Raw genomic sequence first — 22,587 nt, 5'->3', positions numbered from 1 at the left:
CCCCTTCGCTCGAAGATCAGGCAGCGGATGTCATTCACAATAAAAAGGAAATGCATGGTTCCATGCAGGATATAGCGCGCCTGATCGGTTCAGATGCTGAATATATCAAACTTTTCAGAAAAGCATACCCGGGAATAAATGCTGTTCCGCCGGCCTATATTCAAAATTCACTGGCTGTGTTTGTCCGGTCTATCAATCCTTTTAATTCTTCTTTTGACCGGTACATGCGTGGCGACAAGCAGGCACTCACACTGGATGAAAGAAAAGGATTTAACCTCTTTATGGGAAAAGCACGTTGTGGAACCTGTCATTTTGTGCCGCTCTTCAACGGCACTGTTCCACCAGACTATCAGCGGACGGAATCGGAGGTATTGGGTGTGACAATGAATACCGACTGGAAAAATCCCCGGCTTGACAAGGACGCCGGCCGAGGTGCGCACAACCATTTTCCGCAGTGGCAGCATGCCTTCAAAACGAGTACGCTCCGAAATGTTTCCAAAACCGCGCCATACATGCACAACGGAGCTTATGCCAGTTTGCAGCAGGTGATGGAATTCTATAATCAGGGCGGCGGGGCAGGGCTTGGCCTTCCCATTCCTAACCAGACGCTTGCAAGCGATAAACTCCGGTTAACAAAGGCCGAAATCAATCTGGTTATCAAGTTCATGAAATGCCTGACAGATCATTAGTAACATTAAAGAACCTGATACATAAAAGACTGCCCGCTTGCACTGCAAACTGATGTTGCGTGACAAAAAAGAGCCAGGTCCGGGTACAAAACATAGCCTTTCTGCTTAAAAAAATAGAAAGGCTATGTTAACGGATTGTGTAAATTCAACAGAGAGGCAAGCAGATTCAGTTACCAGCTGAAATCAAAAAAATGAACATTCTCTTTTTGTGAAGAAGTAACGGCAACGCCGGTCCTGGACTTGTTGAAGAAAGTAAAACCTTCCAGTTCATCTGCTTTGTCGATGTCAATGGAACGTATAACATGCTGACTGCCTTGTGCAATTGATTTTTCCAGATCCAGAAAAGTAAAGCGCCATTTACGTCCCTGAACTTGATTTTGAACCAGAATCAGGATACCTTTTTCTTCCATCCAGTGCAGGTTCTGAACCCAGGGTCCGCAGCTGAATTTTGTAACAAGAACCCCTTTCTCGCTGGTTTTGCCGGCTTTTGCCAAAGCATACGGATCGTACAGGCGCACTTCATTTTTCTTGTCGCCGTAATCTGCCGTAGCCACATACCATTTGCCTTTATGGCTGACATATTCTGGGCGGGTTCCCTGAATGCATGCGTCATCATCAATATTGCTTAAAATGTTGCCGTCCAGCGTTCCGGTCTTTTTCAAACCGTGCCAATCCACCTGATGGATCACTGCTTTCCATAATGTGCCTTCCTGGTTCAAACGGATGCTGTTGCCAATGAAGACGGGCATTCCTTTGCGCCATGCAATTCCGGTGGGGTGATTTATAAGATCATTTCCATTTTGGGTCAACTGAATTTCCTTGTTCTGGTATACCAAGGAACCATCTTTTAGCTGGTATTCACGGATCATACCCACTTCTCTGTCGCCATACAGATACAACTTGCCTTCAATAAATGAAGCACCCTGACAGGCTCCCAGGGAATCTATGGTATGCGTTGACTGAAGCCTCATTTCAGGTGTAACAACGGCAAACAATCCGGCCAGAAACAGAGCAATGCTAGTAAACAAGTATTTAACTGCCATTTAGATCAATAAATTTTTTTGTCTGGTATTTAAAATTGTCCTGCCGAAAAAAGTCGGGTTTTTATCTAAAGCCGAGCTTTTACTCAACACATATCGGCTTCATCATAGCTTCCTGCCGCAGATTATTTCCGGATTCAAAACTTTACGGTTAATTCCATTCACCATCGTAAAAAGCTGTCTTAAAATCGGTTCATATGCTGAAATCTCAAAAGCTGCAATACCTTTGAATGTAATTAAACCTGCTTCTGTGCATGGTAAAGGATTTTTTAACCCGGGTTTTCAGGTGCATGATCTGTATACAGCCGTTTATGAATCCATTCCTTAAAAAATTAAAACAGGGACTTGGTTTTGGTGGTAAGGAGATTTTTAAGTTCTAAATGTACATATAGTCTTTATGGCTTAGGAATGCTTCATAAATGATAACAAAAATATAATTCAGCAGGCCAGCCAACAGCAATTGCAGGTTTTTGAGTTTGCCGGTGTAATATCAAGGGTGAGTTCCCATTTTACAGGTGGCATGTTTGAGCCGGTATATATACCAGTATCGGGCTATTGCTGAGTTTCTGTACTGGGTTATAACACCTGCTTTTTCATATTGCCGGAATGAGCCTGTATAAAGCAGAGCCGGGTCCGAAAAATTGGTGGAAGGAGCAATATAATAAGCATCTTCTCCAGGCGCGATGGCTCCATATCGTGCATTGAGCCACCAGAACTTATGAATGTTGTTTAAATCACCTGCTCCGATCAGCCGCATGCCAAGCGGGTAAGCAACGTAATAATACAGATGTGCACCTGGAAACCACTGATGAACTAGCATGGGTGCATCTGCTTTCATCCTGCCCGTTCTTAGATCCTCTTTTCTTATTTTTTCAAATGCCAGCTTTAATTGATCCCAGCCATAAATATCCAGTGTGGCATCGCCGGCACCGGTATCAGGTTGTTGCATCTTTCCCATTGTACCGGGATAAAAGTTGACAAGCAAAAGCCCGGCAACAAAGACAAACAACATTAAAGCAACACAAGCATTCAGTAAATAGCGGTAGTGCTTCGTTGAATGTTCCGACATCTGCTTTTCCAGATAGGCAGAAGACAAAAGCATGATCCCGATAAAGCCCGGACCACTCCAGTGCGGAAGCGTTTGACGGAATAAAGAGATTCCTGTAGTGCAGCAAATGATAGGCAGGCTGCACCATAACAGCAGCTGAAGGTAAGGTTTCTTTACTGTATGCTTACGGCTGATGATGTTTATAACTGTAAGCACATAGACGATGAACTGAAATGGATTACAGTATAAAATTTGTCCGATTGTAGTGGTCAGGAAGGATTTGAAATTTACTATCTGATTGTCAATGGTTACCCTTTCACTGTGAAAACGCCAAGTGATAAATTCGTTACGGATGTTCCAGATCATAATAGGCGAAATAATCAGAATAGTGATGAAAGCAGCCAGATACAGGTAAGGGTTTTTCAACCAGCTTGTTTGATAAAAAATAATATAACCCAGAAATCCGGCCCAAAGGAAAACACCGTGTACTTTACTCATGATGGCAAGCCCTGTCCAGAGCCCTACCAGGAGAATGTACCTGTTTCTGACTGGAGTCAGATCCGTTCGAATGCTTCCGAGCATGCAGTAAAGGGCAGCCAGCCAGAATACAAGCTGAACAGAGTCGGGAATAATGAATACGCCAGAAATAATGCTGCTGTAAATGGAGGTATTGTAAAGTATTGCAGCCAGGAAACCGGCTTTCCTGTTGCCGATGATCTGTGCGCACCTTGCAATCAGCCAGGTATTTAGTGCCGATCCTGCAATAGCGGGCATGCGCATGAATATTTCACTTATAAAGTGCAGGTCAAAAGTAAATAGCCGGATAAAGAAGCCAATCAGCGGAGGGTGGTCGAAGTGGTTGAGATCCGGCTGTACAGCGTAAGTAAAGTAATAAACTTCATCATTGCCAAGGTCCGTGCAGCTGGCTATCACACAGCGGATTACAGTGGCAGCAACTGTAATCCTGAGAATAATATTCTTATCAGAGCCGGACCAATGCATGAAGCCGTTTTTTTTGGTTTAACAAGTATTATTTAAATGATAATGTTTTCTTTTGATGCCTTTGTATGTTCCTTCCGGTCAAAAAAGTCCAGACCATTAGCAGCCATGAAAACAGGACAATGATGCCCAATGTTCTGAAAAAGGCAGTTTCCCGGGTATTTACATAGCTGCCAGGTGTGTTCCGCCATGCGGACGGGCTCGTGTAAAATACCGGGTTCAAATAGATCGATGTGCCATTGGAATACTCGAAAGTTGCCCGGGCATAATGGTCTTTGGGGGAAAGTTTGTAGGTTAGAAGATCTGAATTACTCCTGCTGGTGAGAACCCTTCCATGTTGTCCGTACAACTTCGCTTCGCAGGCCGGCCGGCTCATTTTTATAATCACAGAATCACCTTTTACTCTAACAAAATCAAGCCCGGGCAAAGAATTCAGGACCTGTCCGTTGCCAATGACTACTCCGTAACTTCTGCCGGTTTTAAGAGCACTCAGGACATGAGAAGAGGCATTGCCCGGGACATTTACGAAAGTGCACATTTGTCCCAGCCTTTCTTTTTTCAAAACATCATGGATGTCATCGTCGCCTACAAGAAATGCCTTTTTGCCCGACGAAAGTGCTGCGTCCCATTGATTTGTGGATATTACCGAAGGACTAAGTACTTCCATGCAATCGTATCCGCTTAGCTGGGCAAGGTCCTGCGGCGTATAGCCGTTTCTTAGGGCTGGATGGTTCAGGATTACAATCTGTGAAGGCCCTTTAAGATCGTCGAGCACATGCTGCTTGTTATGAATTGATTGTGGAAAAAGGTAATCCAGCCACTTTACATCGGTTGCGCCCAGAATCAGCTGATGTGTCTTGCTGATGTTGTAGCCATGCTCGTAAGCCGGTATATAGCCTGGCTCAAAGGAATAGGTAGTATCAATATAATGATAATTGGACACACAATGAAAGTCGTACCGGAGTTTTTTGTAGGCTTTATGGACCTGCTCAGCGGTTCCGTGCCCATTGGTAATCCCTTCCCAGGCGCGGGAATGTGCATGAAAGTTGCACTTCATCCACCGGTCCGGACTTAAAGAATCATAAGGATTGTAAATTCCAGTTCCTTCAAAAGGGACAGGGTCATCGAATTGATAACGGGCGCAAAGCAGGTATTGAGAAACCAGAAGCCAGATTAACCAGGTAAAAAAACCTACTAGAATATAACGCAGTGCTTTCATCATGCCGTAAAGATGGCTTTCTGCTGTTATCCCAATATTAGCTTAATGATAAATTAGAAATGGATCACACAATTTTAAATTACAGCATTGATCAACAAAGGAACACTGAACAGGAAGAAACCTTGCCGGACTGGAAAATTTCACTTTCGATTTTGCTGACTGGAACAATAAATAACTTACGGTTTTTACTGGACCTGGCCTGAACAGTGAAGATTTCTTGTATAAAAGGGTTCGTTTGCATTTGGAAAACGGTCGTTTTTGCCAGAAAATCAGCAGAACCAGGCGCTTCCGCTTTCGTGCTTGGGCAGGGCAAACTAATTGAATCACTGCCTGACCTGAAAGCCGCATGGAAGCTACGCAGCAAGGGCAGGGTATTAAAGGATCTTCTATTTCACCATGTGGTTCAAGCCAGTACGCTCTGTTAACTATATAGCCGCATTACCTACTTAAAAGTAAGGTCTTGTACCCCTGTTATTGTTAATATAATCTTAACGCATGTTCAAATTTAGTTTGTTGCCAAAAGGCTACTTTTAGCGCCTGATAAATTAAAAAGTTACTGAAATATTTCAGACATGCAATACTTAAATTCTATGGATTCAAAACTACGATTACCAAAACTTTTGTGTGCCTTAGCATATGTGATATCCTGGGCTGGATGTTGTGTTGTCCCGTCTCATGCGTTTTCCAGTGGTATTAACATGAAGGTGCAACTGAAGATGAAAGCCCCTTTGCTACATGTTGAATCCGTTGCACAGCCCATTTCAGGTACCGTTACAGATGAGGCTGGCGCTCCGTTACCCGGTGCAACGGTCATCGTTAAAGGAACAACAAAAGGTACTACGACCGATGCGGATGGAAAATTTGTCATTGATGCCGATGCCGGTGCCATGCTTGAAATTTCTTTTGTTGGATATGCTGCAAAGGAAGTTCCGGTAAACGCGCAATCTTCGATTGTGGTTAAGCTGATCCCAGACCTTTCGCAATTGAATGAAGTTGTTGTGGTTGGTTACGGTACCCAAAAAAGGTCGGACATTACAGGTGCTATTTCTTCTATTAACAGTGAAAGTTTTAACAGGGGTGTGGTAACAAACCCGGGTGAACTGTTGCAGGGCAAATTGGCCGGTGTTTCCATTGCCGCCAACAGCGGTGAACCGGGCGCCGCACAAGATATCATCATCCGGGGAATCGGCAGTTTGCGTTCCGGAACACAGCCGCTTTATGTAGTCGATGGATTTTTGTTGGACAATTCAGCCACCGGTGTTCCCACCAATCCCCTGAATTTTATCAATCCTAATGACATTGAAAGTATTGATGTACTGAAAGATGCCAGCGCAACAGCCGTATATGGTTCCAGGGCATCGAACGGAGTTGTCGTAATTACTACAAAAAAGGGTAAGGGAAAACCGCAGATGACTTTATCAGCTTCTACGGCCATATCGTCCATTGCCAATAAAATAAAGGTTTTCGATGCCGATGCTTTTCGTAGAGAAGTGGTGGCTACAGGTGGAACTTTGCAGGACTTTGGGGCAAATACGGATTGGCAGGATGAATTGACGCAACGAGGTGTATCTAACACAATCAATTTATCTATGAGCGGGGCCAGCAGTGAAAATTTTTCCTATTTCACTTCAGTGGGTTATCAGGATCAGGAAGGGATCTTAAAGAACAGCAGGCTAAAACGTTACTCCGGAAAATTGAACCTGAATCAGAAAGCATTTAACGGCAGGTTTAATATTGATTATAACCTTACGGCTTCCCGCACAGAGAATTTACGCCCGGATATCATATCGACCATGAGTGATATGCTTAATCTTAATCCGACCATTCCTCCTTATACCAACGGTCAGCCGACCTTATTGAATACCAATGCATTAAACCCGCTTGCCCGGTATGATTTATTCAGCGACAAGGCCATCAGTAACCGTATTCTGGCTAACATTTCGCCATCGATAGAAATACTGGACGGCCTTACCTACAAATTGAATTTCGGTGTTGATTATTCCGCTACCAACAGAAATCAACAGTACAAACCATTTCCTGCAGTGATCAATGAGTCCGATATTTCCAATGGCGTACTGGATGCTGCCGTAAGTGCGAACACCAATCAACTTGTGGAGAATACGCTGACCTATAATTGGAACCGGGATGTTCACAGCGTTACGCTCCTGGCAGGACATTCTTTTCAAAAGTTTCTGGATGAAACCAGAATCACTACTTACAGGGGTTTTGCAAATAACAATATTGAACCCATTTATCAGGACCATACCAGTACGACAGTATTTCCTACCGCAGTAAATTCGGAAGCGATTCAAAACGAGCTGCAGTCTTTCTTCGGCAGGGTAAATTACGTATATGCAGATAAGTACATGTTTACGGGTACGTTCCGTGCGGATGGATCCTCGAAGTTCGGACAAAATAACCGGTATGGCTATTTTCCTTCCTTTGCACTGGGCTGGAACATTAGTAACGAAGATTTCCTGAAGAATTCGTTTTTCAACAACCTGAAGTTACGTGCAAGCTGGGGGCAGACCGGTAACCAGGAAATTCCTTCTAAAATCACAAAGGCAAGCTATTTAGAGCAGCGCTTACAAACCGGTGCCGGAAGTGTAAGTACTTATCCCGTTGATACCGATGCAACTGCACTGGAAGGTTATCCGTATGGAATCATATTTACACGATTGGCAAACCCTGATTTGAAATGGGAAGTATCCACACAAGTTGATCTGGGTATTGATTTTACGGTCTTTAATTCCAGATTAAGCGGTACGCTGGATTATTTCAACAAGAAATCATCCAACATCCTTTTGGAAGTTGTTCCAATTGACCCTGTTGAGCCTACTTCTACTTACTGGACCAATATTCCGGATATGGAAATTCACAACGACGGTCTCGAACTGACTTTGAATTATAACAGCGATCCAAAACGTGACTTTTCCTATCGTATCGGGGGTAACCTTACCTACATTCGAAACAAAGTTCAGAACTCACCTTACGCAGTTCTGGCAACGGGTGCAGCGCAGGGTTCAGGTCAGTCGGGGGCGACAATTAACGGTTATATCAACAATCAACCCTTGGGTGCATTCTATATGTATCAGTTTGATGGCATTAATCCAGACAACGGTCAGAATGCATTCAGGGACACAAACGGAGATGGCGTGATACTAGACAATGACCGTCTTGTAGTCGGCAGCGCAATTCCGAAATTGATCTACGGCTATAACCTCAATTTCAAATACAAGGCTTTTGACCTGGGTCTGAATTTCAACGGCGTTGCAGGAAACAAGGTTTACAATCACACGACGATGACCTTGTTCAACAGGGCACAATTGGCCAAATCCAATAATACAACAGACTTCGCCATTCAGTATCCGGATGAAGAGTTGAGCAATGCCAATGTTGTGTCAACCCGGTATCTCGAAAATGGCTCTTTTTTAAGATTGAATAATGCTACGCTGGCCTATAACCTTAATTTGACTGGTAAGAAATTGCAGAATGCCTTTCAGCGCGTCAGTCTTACATTAACAGGCCAAAACCTGTTTGTCATCAGCAATTATTCCGGATTTGATCCGGAGGTTAATACGGGATCGGCTTCCGGCGGCATCCAGACTTTTGGTATTGACCGGTTTACTTATCCAAGGGCAAGAACATTCCTGCTTGGCCTTAATGTGACATTCTAAAAAGATTCAAACAATTCAATCATTGTAAGTTGATAATATATTAAAATGAAAAATATAAGATTTCAAAAAACCCTACCGGTTGTGGTTCTTTTACTGGCGTTTTTCGGTTGTACCACCTTGGAAGAAGAGATTCTGGACGAGTCTCTGACCGGAACCGGCCAAGCAGAAATTGTAAGTGGTTCCATCGCTCCGGTATATGGTCTTTTGCGGAATGGCGTATGGCTGCATACGGTCAATTTTGGACTGCAGGAGGTTGCTTCTGATGAAGGCATCCTTCCTTACCGCGGCGGAACCGACTGGTACGATGGCGGCAAGTTCATCGCGGTTCACCAGCATTTGATGACGCCAAGCAATGGCCTGGTTACTGATACCTGGACGCAAATCACGCTAACGTTATCCAGGGCAGTCATTGCTGCGGAAAGATTAAAGCAGGAAGCCGATAAGGGAAATACAAGCGCCCAGCAGGGATATTACGAAATGATTGCCATGAAAGCATACCTTAACATGCTGGCACTGGATAACTGGGGACTTGTTTTCAAAAAAGAGCTTTCCAGCGAAAGATCGCAGATTCTCAGGGGACAGGAAGCAATTGCTTATATCGAAAGCGAACTTGTGTCGGTTGTGGATGTAATCAGGAAAGAGAATGATCCGGGCAGGTTAAACCAAAATGCCGTCAGGGCTTTGCTGGCACGTCTGTATTTGAATGCTGCCGTTTACCGGGATCCTTATGGTACGCCTGATTTCAGAAAAGAGGATATGGACAAAGTGATACAATATACAAATGCTATCATTTCCGGACCTTATTCCTTAGCTCCTGAATATTTTGATTTGTTCAGCGATGATAACCATACCAATCCTGAACTGATCTTTGCACTGGATCAAAGAGGGGTACTTGAAACCGACCATCAACGCTGGGCTTACTGGTCGATTTCCGGTGATCAGATTCCAAGGCCGGAATTTCCAAATACACGTGGAACGGATGCAGTCGCCGTTACGCCTGATTTTTATCAGACCTGGGTAGATGCCTACGGCAATGTAGACCCTGCCGTCGCCGATGCCCGTTTCTTCAAAGAAAACACCATGGTACCAGCCGAACTTAAAGACCTGACCGGGGTAAATCCAACAAATGACGCAGCGCATTATTATTGTGTGGAGGCCACCAAGTTTGAAATAGACAGGGGAATACTTCGCGGAGTAATCTGGGGCCCCAGAAAAGATGTAGGCGGTAATATATTAACTTGCGATGATGGCAAGGTAAGAATCTATCCTGTGATCAATAGAAGAACCAGTGGTGCAAACCTGACTTACGTGAATCATACACGCAATGTTGATTTTACTGCTCCCGGAAGCTTGCATAATACTGGTTACCGCTTTTCAAAGTACCAGTTCAGTCATACCGCTCCCAATTGCTGTAGTTACAGCAGTGTGGATCTGGTTTTGATCCGCCTGGGAGAAATTTACCTGATGCGTGCCGAGGCCAAGTTGAGAAACGGGGACAATGCAGGTGCTTTGGCCGATGTCAATACGTTAAGAACGTCCAGATCTGCCCGGCCTGCCCAGAGACCAGCTGCCTTGAAAAGTATTAATCTGGATATATTGTTCCGTGAATCAGGATTTGAGCTGTACTGGGAAGGGTTTAGAAGAAATTATCAAATACGGTTTGGCAAGTACGAGGGAAATTGGACAGGAAAAACCGATGGCGACGTTAACAAAAGGTTGTTCCCGATTCCGCAGCGGGCCGTTGATGGAGCTTCTAGCGAAGAAGGATTTTTAGTGCAGAACCAAGGTTATTAATCCGGTTTGACATCCGAAGCAAAGGATTCCTGAACTTAAATTCAGTCTCAGGTCATAAAGTGGAAATAATTAATATTATCTGGCAAAGCAGGCTTTGGATCGTCCTGGCCTGCTTTCCAGTTCTATGACAACTAGCTGGAAGCAGGAATTTTTTCAAACCCGGAAAACAGATGTTCAGCAATTCACAATTCAATAAATAGTATTTAGCATAACTGCCGGATGGTCCGCGGCAAACAACTTTATTTTTCTTATGAAAACATTTATAAGCTTCATTTTAGCCCTTGCACTGCCTGTTTTGAAATTTGAAGACACTGATAACCTGCCGATTAATAAAATACAGGTAATAGGTTCGCACAACAGTTACAAAGAGGCAATCGAGCCGGCATTGTTTAAGGTTTTTCAAGCAAAAGATTCAGTTTCCTCCAGTAAAATCGACTACGAACATATTGCCATTACGGATCAATTGAATATGGGTCTGCGCAACCTGGAAATCGATACCTATCCCGATGAAAAAGGAGGCAGATTTGCGCATCCCAAAGGACTTGATCTGGCGCCGGGCCAAAAAGCATACGATCCTGAGGGCAAAATGAAACAGCCGGGTTTTAAAATCCTGCACGTGCCCGATTTGGATTTCCGCAGCCATTATCTGACGTTGAACGAATGCCTGGAAGATCTGAAAAAATGGTCAGAGGCGCATCCGGATCATACGCCGGTTTTCATTACGCTGGAAGCCAAAGGCCGTGTTGTAAAAGCAGAGCAACCGGCTACAACCGAGGGTTTTACAGAGAAGCATTTTGACGAACTGGATAAGGTGCTTTTTGAAAAGCTTGGCAAAAACCACATCATCACGCCTGATGATGTCAGGGGAAAATACAAATCATTGGAAAGTGCAGTACTGGCCGGCAACTGGCCGTTGCTGAAAAATGCTAAAGGTAAATTTCTGTTTTTACTGGACGACAAGGCTGCAAAAAGAGATTTGTACATAGCCGGACATGCTTCACTGAAAGGCCGCGCCATGTTTGCATGCGCTGAGACTGGCACGCCTGAGGCTGCCATGACAATCCGGAATAATCCCAAAGATCCACAGATCCAAGAACTTGTCAAAAAAGGGTATATCATCAGGACCCGCGCCGACTCGGACACACGAGAAGCCAGGATCAACGATAAAAGTAGTTTTGAAGCAGCCTGCAACTCCGGAGCGCAGATCATCACCACCGACTATTACCTTAAAAGCACCCACTTTAAATCCGACTATTCAGTAAGTTTTGACGGGCATCAATATTTTAGGGTAAATCCGTTGTTTACAGCTTCCAATAAAGGCAGTCACAAATAATAAAATGACAAAATGTTTATCGCGCTATTTTTTCAGAACCTCGTTTATTTTGTCGTTCATTTCCATGAAATAGGTTTCTAGTATACTGGTTACTTCTTGCAAGTAATTACTGTTTACCATGGCCATAATTTCCTTTTTATTTCTTAGCATTACAATTTGTACAGACTTGACTTTTTTTAATTCATTTCTTGATTCTTCTGTTATCTGATCTGGATTCAGGTTTAAATTGGACTCTATTCTGATTGCTTGTTTAACCTGAATCCATGCATTATTTAAGGTTTTTGAGTAGATAGAAAGGTCATTTATTATCAGGTTATGCAATTGATAAGGTTCTGCTATTTCCAATGCGTCTTTGTTGAGTAAGTTAAGTTCAATTACCAGGATATTGCGTAACTCAATCAGAATTTCCTCAAATATTGAGATTTCTATTGTAAGTAGGTTTTTCCAGGCTATCAAGGTATTTCTTTGCGCAATTTCCTTTTCCACCACATACAGCTGTTTTAACTTATATTCAATAAGTGCTGGGTTTTTGGTGCCAATAAGTAATTCTATTTCTGCATTTATTTTCTTTTCTATTTTATCTTTTTGGCTTTGTAATTCATAACCTGTTTGTTTTATAATGGTTCTGTGGCTTGCCAGTATGGAAGTTGTACGTCGGTCCAGGGCTTCTAGAATTATTGAATCAAAAAATCGTACTTTCTTCATTATTACTTATAAAATGTCAAGGCGTTTGCTACTTATATCCGTTAATAGCCAGTCACTGATCAGCCTGTTTCTTCCCGTGTCACAATCGGGATATCTGCGCTTTCAAGGATTTTTTATGTCACGGTAAATCGTGCGGAGGCTTACGGGACGACCTGCGTGCTGTGAAGCGGTTGCGGTCCTTTTGGTTTTAATTTAAAAGCAAAAGTGCAAGCATCAAGAAAAAGCAAAAGGGTGACTCAAATAATTCTGAGGCACCCTTTTTACTGATTTATAAAACAAAGGTTATTTCAAAATCAGATGCGTTCGGATGGTGGCATTCGGCATGGAAACGATCAGGATGTATTGCTTCCTTTGCAGCTGACCGACCTGTAGTTCTGTTTCCAGGGTATTGGTAGTGTTACTCACTGTCTTGGATAAAACAGGCATACCGGCCATATCATATAAGGTAATTGTCGCTTCTCCGATTGCAGCATTCTCTACTTTTACAGTAGTCTGGGTAATTACCGGATTAGGAAAAGTAGATACCTGAATAGCAGCTTCCTCTTTCTTATCCGCTATGGCTAAGCTAAACTTTGGCTGCGTTCCGATTGTTGCCCCGCCATTTACCGAACTAAGCGTAAAATCAATGGTTTCTAAACTGTTTTTCTTATTTACCATATTCTTCTTGGGGGTCACAACGAATGACACCACTGTTTGTCCGGCTGGTAAAATCAAGTTGAAACTACCTGTGGCGCCACTCGGGTTCGTAATGTAATCTTTATTTGTCCCGTATTGAAAATCATGATCGTCGATGGTAATCGTTAGCGTTTGGTCAACTACCGGAGCAAAAGAAGAAGTTAAAGTGACCGTGTACGGACCAGTACCTTCTTTGATCGTAGCCGTAGCCGAAGCGAAGCTGATGGTTGGAGCAGCTAAATAGAATCCGGTCAGTACGGGGTCATGGTCAGAAGACTTAAAAGGATCTGCCTGGTACAAACCGGCAATCTGCGCGGCTGTTTTAAATTCGGTATTATAATCCAGAAAAATTGGTTCATCGGCATTGATGTGCCATTTGCCACCACTTGTAAACTGCTGAAATAAGCTTGGGGAAACCATAGCATGGTCCAGCGAGCCGGACTGGCCATCAAAAACGTAGGAGTAACTTTCCGGGCCAAATAAGTTTACAAACCCAGCAGCCCGCAGTACATCAATCGGGTCTTCTTCGTTATAGGCATTAAAATCGCCTAGTAAGATAACGTCCTTGTCACCGGCTGCTGGTATAACGGTCGTATTGATAAATTCAACCAAGGCTGTAGCCTGACTTACCCGGGTGCTGTTAAAAGCGCCCTGACCATCGTTCTGGTCTGCATCCATTCCCGTTCCCGTTCCACCTTTTGATTTGAAGTGATTGATAACAGCTGTTACAATGGCGCCAGTAGCATTCAGCCGGAATACCTGAGCCAAAGGAGGCCGGTTATGGACAGAATTCATATCCGCCATCGCATTGCCCACAGGAGTAACTTTACCCGGTTGATAAATAAAAGCAACTTTGATAGCATCCGTACCAGTGCCGCCGTTGGCCGGGTCCCGGATATAATCGTAAGTACCGGGACTAGTGGCCTGGTTCAATCCATTTACTAAATCAGCAATAGCGGAAGTAGATTCATTTCCATCATTTTCTATTTCCAGCAAACCAACCACATCCGCATTCAAGCCCTTGATAGCGGCAATTATTTTAGCCCGCTGACGGGTAAACTCCGCCGGAGTATCTGCCCCACGAGAAGTAGGAAAACCTCCGCCGAAGCCATCACCATTGAAGTAGTTTAGCACGTTAAAGCTGGCGATCTTAACGTTAGCTGTTCCCACCGTGGGAGGAGTTAGCGGTCGGGAAGCATAGGTAAAGGCCGGTGCCTGGGTTGGTTGCAGCCTGTAAACACTGAAATCGTAACTTAAAATACCGGTAAGGTTATTCAGTGTGCTGCCTACACGCAAAGAATTATCTTCACCACCTATGTAAGGCAGTGTTTCCGGATTTTGTCTGCTACTGGCATCATCCAGCAGTATGGAGGCCCGGTTATGCAAGTCTTGCTGAGCTGCTACTGCGGCTTTATTGTTTTCCTGGTTATCTACGCCCGAAGCCTGGATGTCGGTTGGGTCAATAAAGTTTGTCGGGTTGTATAAACGGCCGTCTGCTTTCGCAAAAGGGTAGGGCAATTCGGCTGAAAGCCATACTTCTCCATAGCGGGCCAGAGTAAAGTTTTGAGATACAGTCATCTGCTGGGCGAAGCTAACAAGCATGCCTTCATACTGCTCGAATATACTTATGCTGCTGACTGGCAAAGTTACTAAGGTAGGCATTACCGAGCCGGTTCCTTTTACAGTGACATTGGACACCTGATCGATCTGCGTGAGCCCGAAGGTTTCGGCTACTGTTCCGGTTACCTGTACAAACTGGCCAGCAGATACCTCCGTATTACTTAATACAAAAATACCGTCCGATGTAGCGGCAAGGTTATCACCGGCAGCATCCTGCAGATAAAATCCTTTCAGACCATTGGTGCCCTGAAAATCACCTACAACTACTCCGGTGGTAGTCAGGATTTGTCCTGCCAAAGGGCTGGCAGTTCCGCTGCCCTGTATGGTATAGATCGGGACGAGTAAGGCTCCGTCATCGTTCAAAATGCTGCCGGTGGCAGTTACTGTTCCTGCAGAAGCTCCTTCTATATTGGTCAAGTTTACAGCAAAGGTCTCATCCGGTTCAGACTGCGTGTCGCCGTTGACCAGCACCGTAAACGTATAGGTGGTACTGCCAGCCGGAATACGCTGACCAGTTAAGAACTGCGCAGTATAATCACTGCCGGAGGTAGCTGTACCATTCTGAGTGGCAATATTAAAAGACACCGGTATAGCTACGGCCTGGGAAAGCGTCACGATAAAAGTAGCGTTGGTTGTTCCGGTATTACCTTCCTCTACGCTTACTGAGGCAATGGAAAGTGTAGTACCCGTTGCACAAGGATTGACAGGGCTGAGGGTATTGCGGGGAGTTGGCGTGCTAGTAGTAAAATCAGCGCTGTTATTGTTTGTATCGGTGCAACCATTAGACGCTCTGATGACAGCAGTGGTATTGCCTGGGGCCGGGGTTGAAGCGTTGCCTTCAAAATAATTGGCACCGCCGTATCCGACCAAATCAATAATTCTGGCCACGGATTCACTGCTGCAAACAGTAGAGGATCCATTACAGCCCAGTGAGGTGATTCCTGTAGCTAATGCTACTTTGCCACCTCCGGCGGCCATGGCAATCGGAGTAGGATCTACATAATCAGCAGCAGGCAGGGCTACTCCGGCGGTACCGCCAGCTTGCTGGACCAGGAAATACTGTCCTGGTTGCAACGTAATGTTAGGCAGTTCAGTCAGCTGGCCGCTGTTGGCTCCAAAGTTACCGGTTCCAGTGGCACTGGAGTACTGAAGAGATAACCCTTGCAAGGAAACAGGAGCGGTTCCACGGTTAAAGAGTTCAACAAAGTCGTGGGTATAAGGGGCGCCGGTATTGCCGCCGCCACCATATACCTGGCTAATAACCAAAGCGGGGGATTGTGCAAAAGCACTGCCGGAGAGAAATATGGTTGTAATCCAGAACGAGATAAATCGTAAATGTTTTCGTTTCATAAAAAGCAGGTTGTAAGTAAAAGTGGTCAACGTAAAGTATTACAGATTAAAATTAATTGAAAAATGAAGTCAGGTGATAAATGGTATGATCAGATGTAGAAGATTTAAAACCCTCTGATTACAGTAAACTGGAGACATACTTAACTTTGCTTTGGAAAAAGTGAGATTAAGCTGTTCCATTTTTCAGAGTTTCTAAAATAGCTATATTACTAACTGAAAGTAGGAGTAACTAAATGGATAGTAGAACTTACTTTTACTTTGTATAGTAAAGAAAAATAGTTTGTACTATGCTAAACAAGACAAAAATCCCGTGTATAGTTCAAATAGTTTTGTTACGAAATTGTTAATTGTTCACTTGTGCAGGTGTAGGTTAAAAAAATCCTGCTGATTGCTAGTACTTACAATTCTTAAATTGCCTGTGGCCTTCCTTAAGAAAATTGCAAATTTTGGAGTTAGATATAATTGATCATTTTATTAGGAGCAGTTAAAGCTGTAGAGAAATGTATCTCTCCAACCTATTTAGAAAGGTCATTTTTATTTTTTTTTAGATTTTCCCTCATTATGTGCTGGACTGAATACATAATTGCCTACTTACCGGAAGAAGACTTATCATTTATATGTTTGCATTTATCAGTCATGAGTGCATTAGGAAATCTTCAAGATAAAAGTCTTATGCAATTATTGTATGATAATTATATAATCAGAAAGGTAATGCCAGGAATATTTCCTGTTGCAAAAAAACTTTATTTAACATAATGTCAGTTATGCAACAAATGGAAATGTCCTGAAATATGGTTGTATAGGCTATTTCAGCCATTTTTCTTAAAACTAGTATGTACGAAAAGTTTCTTTTTTTACATGAGCGAGGACTATTGCTTAGTACGAATTTGGGCTTCAACCCGGTCTAATCAATAAATCTCTACTTTATTTTTAACTTCAAAAATAGAATTATACTCAAGCAGTGATTCCAGCAGAAGCAACAGAAATTACAGATCTGCATAAAGCCCTGCTTGTTGTACGCCAATTAAGTTACTTACATCAACGAAAAAAGTGAAATCCGAGATTATACTTCAAGTCATCCTAATCAAACCCACGCCAAACGTAGTTTTTGGCCTGCAAAAGGGAGCTGGCAACAATTACGAATCGGTTCAAAAGCAAATTTCCACTTCCAACGATTTAACCTTTACTTTTCCAGTTAATTTGAAAGGAGATGAGTCAAAAGATAAACTTCCCAGATTGTCGGGTAGCTTTGTTCAAGGTTCCGCAGATAATAAGTTTGTTTATATCAACATCGGCACATCTGCTGGCCAATCTGAAACGGCGTGGTCGAGACGGCTTAAAATTCCTTTAACAGGAATTACATGGATGGAAATTAGTTTGTTAGAAGGCAAATCAATTCTGCAAACCAGTGTTCTTGGAACGGGTCGGGATGGGGGCCCAAATTGTGCTATAGTTAAACCATTTGTAGGATGGCATCTTAAACAATCGTAAACATCCGCCAATCAGATTATTCGGGATAACGAGAATGGTAGCTGTTTTTTGTCTTTGGGATGTTGATACGCAATAATTATCTGCCTCACAAGCGTAGCAGGCAAGGTTTCTCCCGTTCTGCTTAACATAAGCATAGTTTATCAAAACAAAATGTATGTTTTTATGTTTACTAGGGCTTTTTTTGAGATGCAAACCAAATAAAATTTTGTTGAATAATTGGTGTGGCTGTTGCAAAACTGCCGCTCTCCTAATCTACCCAAGTTTGATCATCAACCAACGCGCTAAGAATTATCCATACAATAGATTCGGAATCTTCATCGAACATTCACAGAAACGCCATGAGCTTTCTTATCGGCAAAAGCGTCATCTAATATAAGCGTCCGAGTTTTGCAACAGCCACAGCTGTTATGATAATTGTGATCTAATGCTGAGATTGGTAGAGATAAAGTTGCCATGAATTGATCAGACACAGAATTATATAATGAATCGGACTTGAAGGTCGCATATAAGCAGACGACACACAAACAAAGGAAATATGAGACAGTAAATATCAAAAATTGATTTGACCACCCTTTTAGCCACCCTTATAAATCAAAACACCTGACAATCAAGCGATTGTCAGGTGTTTGTGTACCCGGAGCCGGAGTCGAACCGGCACGAGTGTAACCTCATTGGTGTTTGAGACCAACGCGTCTACCAATTCCGCCATCCGGGCATTGATCTCTCTTGTTGGGAGTGCAAAAGTAGGGAGAAAAATAAATTAAGCAAGCTATGGCTCAAAATAATTGGAAGAAAATTAAACTGCCGATCTCGTTTTGCCCAACTTTGTTATTCATAACGCAGCGCTTCAATCGGATCAAGCCGGGATGCCTTGATGGCCGGATAAATGCCGGAAAGTACGCCGACAACTACGCAGACGATAATTCCCATGGCCATCCATAACCAGGGTATCACAAATGAACTTTCGGAACTGATGGACGTGGAAATGACATTACCGATTAAAATTCCCATGAAAAGACCGCCGATTCCGCCGATGATGCAGACTACAATGGCCTCAATCAGAAACTGAAAACGGATGACTTTAGGCGTCGCGCCGAGTGATTTACGGATTCCGATTTCCCGCGTCCGCTCGGTTACGGAAACCAGCATGATGTTCATCAGCGCAATGGATGCACCCAGCAGGGTAATGATACCGATCCCGAATCCGCCGATTCTCAGATATCCCGATACTTCGTCAAACTCCTTTGCAATTTCGTCTGCCCGGTTGATTGTAAAGGAATCTTCCGAGCCCAGCGCATCGTTTCTGATCCTTCGCATAATGCCGCGTGCTTCTTCTACAATGAAGTCTCCATCCGCAATGTCGGGCGCGGAGGCTGTGATATTGTAAGTAAGTTCCCGGTTTGCAGCCAGTCCGCGGCCGTTTGAAAGCGGCACCAGAATGATCCGGTCTGCGTCGTTATCCCCGCCGAGCGAACCTTTTTTCTGCAGAACACCAATCACTTTGTACCGGCTTCCCATAAAGGTAATTTCCTTGTTTACAGGATCAATCTGCTGAAAAAGATTACGCGCAATTTCCTGGCCGAGAACAGCTACGTTAAGCGCATTTTCCATATCATTTCTGTCAATGTTACGGCCCAGATCCATTTTATAGCCATTGATCGCCAGATATTGATCGTCGGAGCCAACAACCGAGCTGTTCGGGTTGGTTTTTTTTGACCGGTAATTAACCTGTACGGCGCCGCCGATGTCTGCCGAAAGCGAGGCGGTTGCGTTGTAGGCATCTTTGAACTTTTGCGCAAAAAGAAGCGCCTGCCGGTAACTGACCGGCGGATACTGCTTGTTGCGCCTGCCGCCGCGGCGAAAATCGTCATCTTTGTTCCTGACTGTAAAGGTGTTGGCACCAAGATCTGCAAAACTGCTGTTTACCGAACTTTGTATACCGTCAATGGCCGTCAGGATTCCGACGAGCGAAGTAATGCCGATGGCAATAATCAAGGCGGTAAGCACGGTTCTCAGCAGGTTCGAGCGGATCGAACGCAGGCCTTCATCAACATTTTCTCTGATATTCATAAGGTAAAATATTGTGCATTATAAATGGCCATTCATACGTTAAGTTCAGGCCGGCTTATTTCGGAAATGGAAATCTGCCCGAACAATTTCTCGATTGATCAGGAATTCTTTATATATTTATTAAATAGCAAATGTATTTTGTAAAGCTGCATATGAAAGGTGAAAGAATCAAACCAGTGATACGGCTGATTGTCCCGTTTATCATTTTTTTAACCCTATCGCTGAAAGGTAACGCAAACAGGCTGCTGATACCCATGGATGAAAGCCAGAAAAACCATCTGAAAGCGTACGGGATTTCTTACTGGATTCTTAAAAATTTTGAAATGGAAATGGACTGGCTGCTGAATTACCGCGGCGGCAGTTTTATGGTTGCCTATAATCAGCAGTTCGCTTCCGAAATGACGGTCAGAGGCATCAGTTTTGAAGTTATTTCCGAAGGCCAGGCGGGGCAGATTTTAAGTCAGATCAGTGCGCCGGATGTGAATATGGATGCGGTAAAGTTGCAGAAAGCACCCAAAATCGCTGTTTACTCGCCGAAATCCAAACTTCCCTGGGACGACGCCGTAACGCTTGTGCTTACGTATGCCGAAATTCCTTACGACGTCATTTATGATGATGAAGTGCTGAATACCAAGCTTCCTGAATACGACTGGCTGCATTTGCATCATGAAGATTTTACGGGCCAGTTTGGTAAATTTTTCCAGTACAAGGATTATCCGTGGTACCGCGAGCAGAAGCGGGAAGCGGAAGAAACTGCCAACAAATTCTCCTTTGCCAATGTGCCGCAGATGAAGCTGGCCGTTGCCAAAAAGATTGCCGAGTTTGTTACCGGCGGCGGTTACATGTTTGCCATGTGCAACGCAACCGATACGTTCGACATTACGCTTGCAGCAGACGGAATCGACATTGTGGAGTCCATGTACGACGGCACGCCCGCCGATCCGACGGCAAACGGAAAGCTTAATTACGGCAATACGTTTGCATTTAAAGACTTCAAAACCATTCCATATCCGTACGAAATCGAGTTTTCAGACATAGATAACCAGCCGGATGAGCGCGGCCTGCAGGAAGCCAACGACTTCTTTTCGCTTTTTCAGTTTTCGGCCAAATGGGACCCGGTTCCAAGCATGCTGACACAAAATCACCAGACGCTGATCAAAGGTTTTCTCGGACAGACTACGGCGTTCAAAAACAGGCTGATCAAACCGGAAGTGATTATTCTGGCGGAAAACAAATCGGCAAAGGAAGCGCGCTACATTCACAGTCCGCACGGAAAAGGTTTCTTTACATTTTACGGCGGCCATGATCCGGAAGATTATCAGCACCGCGTAGGAGAGGAACCGACCGATCTGAACCTTCATCCGAACTCTGCCGGATATCGCCTGATTCTGAACAATGTGCTTTTTCCTGCCGCCAAAAAGAAAAAATTGAAAACCTGATCATCTTACAGAACTCCGGAATTTACATGTTCCCAATCACACAAACCGTGCGTTAACGCACGGTTTTTTGTTTTTATTTTTATGCTAAACAATTGTATTTCAGTTTGTTATGTAATGGCATGGAATTGTAATAATAGAATACATATTAGCCATGAAACTTATTATCCAATACGTAAACAAATCTGAAAATGGATCGGGAAGTAGCACCGGAGTATGTTGCAAGTACAAGAAACCGGCGATGGCTTGTCATAATCGGGGCAGTCATCTTTTTGAGTATTGTTACATACTTTTTTCGTAAATCACTCGGAAGTACGCTGGAATCCAGCCGTATCAGAACAGGAATTGTAGAAAAGGGAAGTGTTGAAAACACGCTGACAGCTTCGGGCGAAGTAATTCCCGCCTATGAGCAGATTTTTACAAGTCCGATCAAGGCGAGCATCAAACGGATTCTGCTGACACCCGGAACGAAAGTGTTGCCCGGACAGGCCATTGTGGAGCTCGACAAATCACTGACCCAAATCGAGTTTGAACGTTATCAGGATCAGCTGGAACTGAAAAAGAACGGCATTGATCAGCTCAGAATGCGGCTGAACAAGGAACTTTATGACGCCGAAATCAGTGACAAAATCAAGTTGCTTAACATCAGCAAATTACAGGCGGATTTTGAAGATGCCAAACGGCTGCAGAAAGTAGGAGGGGGAACGCTGGAAAACATTACAAGAGCTGAAAATGCGCTCAAAATCGCGGAACTGGAAAAGAAGCAGCTTGAAAATGATCTTGCCTATAATCGTGAATCCATGGGCGCGAGCTTGCGGGAAACGGAACTCGGCGCACAGATCGAAAGCAAAAACCTGAAAGAACTGCGGCATAAACTGACCATGGCCGACATCGTTGCCGACCGCAAAGGCGTGCTTACTTGGGTAAATGAAAACATCGGTTCTTCTGTCAATGAAGGTGAAATGCTCGCCAAAGTGGCCGATCTGGGCAGTTTCAGGATTGAAGGCAGCTGTTCCGACGTATATGCGGATCAGGTAAAATCAGGTTTGCCGGTCATTGTTAAAATGAATGAAGTTGCGCTGCGCGGCATGATTACGCAGGTAAAACCGGCTGTTAAAAACGGAATTGTCCAGTTTGCCGTGCAGCTCGACAATGCAAAAAGTGAATCGCTCCGTCCGAATATGAAAGTGGAGGTTTATGTGGTGACAAGCCAGAGCAGCGGTACGCTTCGTGTGGCAAACGGACCGGCATTTACCGGAAAGAAAAAGCAGTTTATCTACGTGATCCGGGACAATACGGCTTACCGCCGGGAAGTAGAAACCGGACTTTCCAACTTTGATTTCATTGAAATAAAAAGCGGACTGCAGTCCGGCGAAAAGGTGATTTTGACGGATATGAATGATTACGAGCATCTTGAGGAAATTGCTATTCAATAATGATG

At 43.9% G+C, this 22,587-nt stretch carries 13 protein-coding genes and 1 tRNA gene; 7 read left to right on the top strand and 7 right to left on the bottom strand.

The window, feature by feature from the left end; all coding sequences use genetic code 11:
- Positions 1 to 689: cytochrome-c peroxidase (locus FEM33_RS14730; RefSeq protein WP_310588825.1), on the top strand; the 689-nt coding region annotated here is incomplete at its 5' end.
- A 170-nt stretch (positions 690 to 859) separates the two neighbouring features.
- Here FEM33_RS14730 and FEM33_RS14725 read toward each other — a convergent pair.
- The 3 genes from FEM33_RS14725 to FEM33_RS14715 all read right to left on the bottom strand — a co-directional run bounded on the left by FEM33_RS14725 (position 860) and on the right by FEM33_RS14715 (position 4,998).
- Entirely contained in the window at positions 860 to 1,732 is an 873-nt protein-coding gene (locus FEM33_RS14725; protein WP_139012750.1) for a hypothetical protein, read from the bottom strand.
- 487 nt (positions 1,733 to 2,219) lie between these two features.
- A complete protein-coding gene (locus FEM33_RS14720) occupies positions 2,220 to 3,779 on the bottom strand; it encodes an ArnT family glycosyltransferase (RefSeq protein WP_139012749.1) in 1,560 nt (519 codons plus the stop codon).
- Between the two features lie 28 nt (positions 3,780 to 3,807).
- Complete coding sequence (locus tag FEM33_RS14715) at positions 3,808 to 4,998, bottom strand: CehA/McbA family metallohydrolase domain-containing protein (RefSeq protein ID WP_139012748.1); 1,191 nt, start codon at positions 4,996 to 4,998, stop codon at positions 3,808 to 3,810.
- A 695-nt stretch (positions 4,999 to 5,693) separates the two neighbouring features.
- On the opposite strand from FEM33_RS14715, the gene FEM33_RS14710 reads away from it, so the two are divergent.
- The 3 genes from FEM33_RS14710 (at position 5,694) to FEM33_RS14700 (ending at position 11,799) form a co-directional block, all read left to right on the top strand.
- Positions 5,694 to 8,672: a SusC/RagA family TonB-linked outer membrane protein gene (locus tag FEM33_RS14710; protein ID WP_229214247.1), complete on the top strand. Its 2,979-nt coding sequence runs from the start codon at positions 5,694 to 5,696 to the stop codon at positions 8,670 to 8,672.
- A 45-nt stretch (positions 8,673 to 8,717) separates the two neighbouring features.
- The gene (locus tag FEM33_RS14705) at positions 8,718 to 10,466 is read left to right on the top strand and encodes a RagB/SusD family nutrient uptake outer membrane protein (protein WP_139012747.1); all 1,749 of its coding nucleotides are present in this window, start codon (positions 8,718 to 8,720) and stop codon (positions 10,464 to 10,466) included.
- A 250-nt stretch (positions 10,467 to 10,716) separates the two neighbouring features.
- Entirely contained in the window at positions 10,717 to 11,799 is a 1,083-nt protein-coding gene (locus tag FEM33_RS14700) for a phosphatidylinositol-specific phospholipase C1-like protein (RefSeq protein ID WP_139012746.1), read from the top strand.
- A gap of 24 nt (positions 11,800 to 11,823) precedes the next feature.
- On the opposite strand, the gene FEM33_RS14695 is transcribed toward FEM33_RS14700, so the two are convergent.
- Together FEM33_RS14695 and FEM33_RS14690 are read right to left on the bottom strand one after the other, a co-directional pair.
- A complete protein-coding gene (locus FEM33_RS14695; protein WP_139012745.1) occupies positions 11,824 to 12,504 on the bottom strand; it encodes a hypothetical protein in 681 nt (226 codons plus the stop codon).
- A 282-nt stretch (positions 12,505 to 12,786) separates the two neighbouring features.
- Positions 12,787 to 16,149, bottom strand: coding sequence for an ExeM/NucH family extracellular endonuclease (locus tag FEM33_RS14690; RefSeq protein ID WP_139012744.1), 3,363 nt, complete (start codon positions 16,147 to 16,149; stop codon positions 12,787 to 12,789).
- 1,050 nt (positions 16,150 to 17,199) lie between these two features.
- Here FEM33_RS14690 and FEM33_RS14685 point away from each other — a divergent pair.
- Positions 17,200 to 17,640, top strand: coding sequence for a DUF5990 family protein (locus FEM33_RS14685; protein WP_139012743.1), 441 nt, complete (start codon positions 17,200 to 17,202; stop codon positions 17,638 to 17,640).
- Positions 17,641 to 18,271: 631 nt separating this feature from the next.
- Here FEM33_RS14685 and FEM33_RS14680 read toward each other — a convergent pair.
- Positions 18,272 to 18,355 (bottom strand) — tRNA-Leu (locus FEM33_RS14680).
- Positions 18,356 to 18,468: 113 nt separating this feature from the next.
- Positions 18,469 to 19,710, bottom strand: a complete 1,242-nt coding sequence (locus FEM33_RS14675; RefSeq protein ID WP_139012742.1) for an ABC transporter permease — start codon at positions 19,708 to 19,710, stop codon at positions 18,469 to 18,471.
- 152 nt (positions 19,711 to 19,862) lie between these two features.
- Here FEM33_RS14675 and FEM33_RS14670 point away from each other — a divergent pair, with 152 nt between their 5' ends.
- Both FEM33_RS14670 and FEM33_RS14665 read left to right on the top strand, forming a co-directional pair.
- Positions 19,863 to 21,149 carry an asparagine synthetase B gene (locus tag FEM33_RS14670; protein WP_229214246.1) on the top strand — a complete coding sequence of 429 codons (1,287 nt, stop codon included), beginning with the start codon at positions 19,863 to 19,865 and terminating at the stop codon, positions 21,147 to 21,149.
- A 188-nt stretch (positions 21,150 to 21,337) separates the two neighbouring features.
- Positions 21,338 to 22,582, top strand: a complete 1,245-nt coding sequence (locus FEM33_RS14665) for an efflux RND transporter periplasmic adaptor subunit (RefSeq protein ID WP_139012741.1) — start codon at positions 21,338 to 21,340, stop codon at positions 22,580 to 22,582.
- Positions 22,583 to 22,587: the final 5 nt, after the last annotated feature.

It is taken from the genome of Dyadobacter flavalbus (assembly GCF_006149045.1).
GTDB lineage: Bacteria > Bacteroidota > Bacteroidia > Cytophagales > Spirosomataceae > Dyadobacter > Dyadobacter flavalbus.
This window is presented reverse-complemented; position numbering and strand designations above follow the sequence as displayed.

What these genes read in the sequence shown, in the direction of transcription:
- FEM33_RS14725 (WP_139012750.1), bottom strand. Translation starts at nt 1,732, where the DNA reads ATGGCAGTTAAATACTTGTTTACTAGCATTGCTCTGTTTCTGGCCGGA.
- FEM33_RS14720 (WP_139012749.1), bottom strand. Translation starts at nt 3,779, where the DNA reads ATGCATTGGTCCGGCTCTGATAAGAATATTATTCTCAGGATTACAGTT.
- FEM33_RS14715 (WP_139012748.1), bottom strand. Translation starts at nt 4,998, where the DNA reads ATGATGAAAGCACTGCGTTATATTCTAGTAGGTTTTTTTACCTGGTTA.
- FEM33_RS14710 (WP_229214247.1), top strand. Translation starts at nt 5,694, where the DNA reads ATGAAGGTGCAACTGAAGATGAAAGCCCCTTTGCTACATGTTGAATCC.
- FEM33_RS14705 (WP_139012747.1), top strand. Translation starts at nt 8,718, where the DNA reads ATGAAAAATATAAGATTTCAAAAAACCCTACCGGTTGTGGTTCTTTTA.
- FEM33_RS14700 (WP_139012746.1), top strand. Translation starts at nt 10,717, where the DNA reads ATGAAAACATTTATAAGCTTCATTTTAGCCCTTGCACTGCCTGTTTTG.
- FEM33_RS14695 (WP_139012745.1), bottom strand. Translation starts at nt 12,504, where the DNA reads ATGAAGAAAGTACGATTTTTTGATTCAATAATTCTAGAAGCCCTGGAC.
- FEM33_RS14690 (WP_139012744.1), bottom strand. Translation starts at nt 16,149, where the DNA reads ATGAAACGAAAACATTTACGATTTATCTCGTTCTGGATTACAACCATA.
- FEM33_RS14675 (WP_139012742.1), bottom strand. Translation starts at nt 19,710, where the DNA reads ATGAATATCAGAGAAAATGTTGATGAAGGCCTGCGTTCGATCCGCTCG.
- FEM33_RS14670 (WP_229214246.1), top strand. Translation starts at nt 19,863, where the DNA reads ATGAAAGGTGAAAGAATCAAACCAGTGATACGGCTGATTGTCCCGTTT.
- FEM33_RS14665 (WP_139012741.1), top strand. Translation starts at nt 21,338, where the DNA reads ATGGATCGGGAAGTAGCACCGGAGTATGTTGCAAGTACAAGAAACCGG.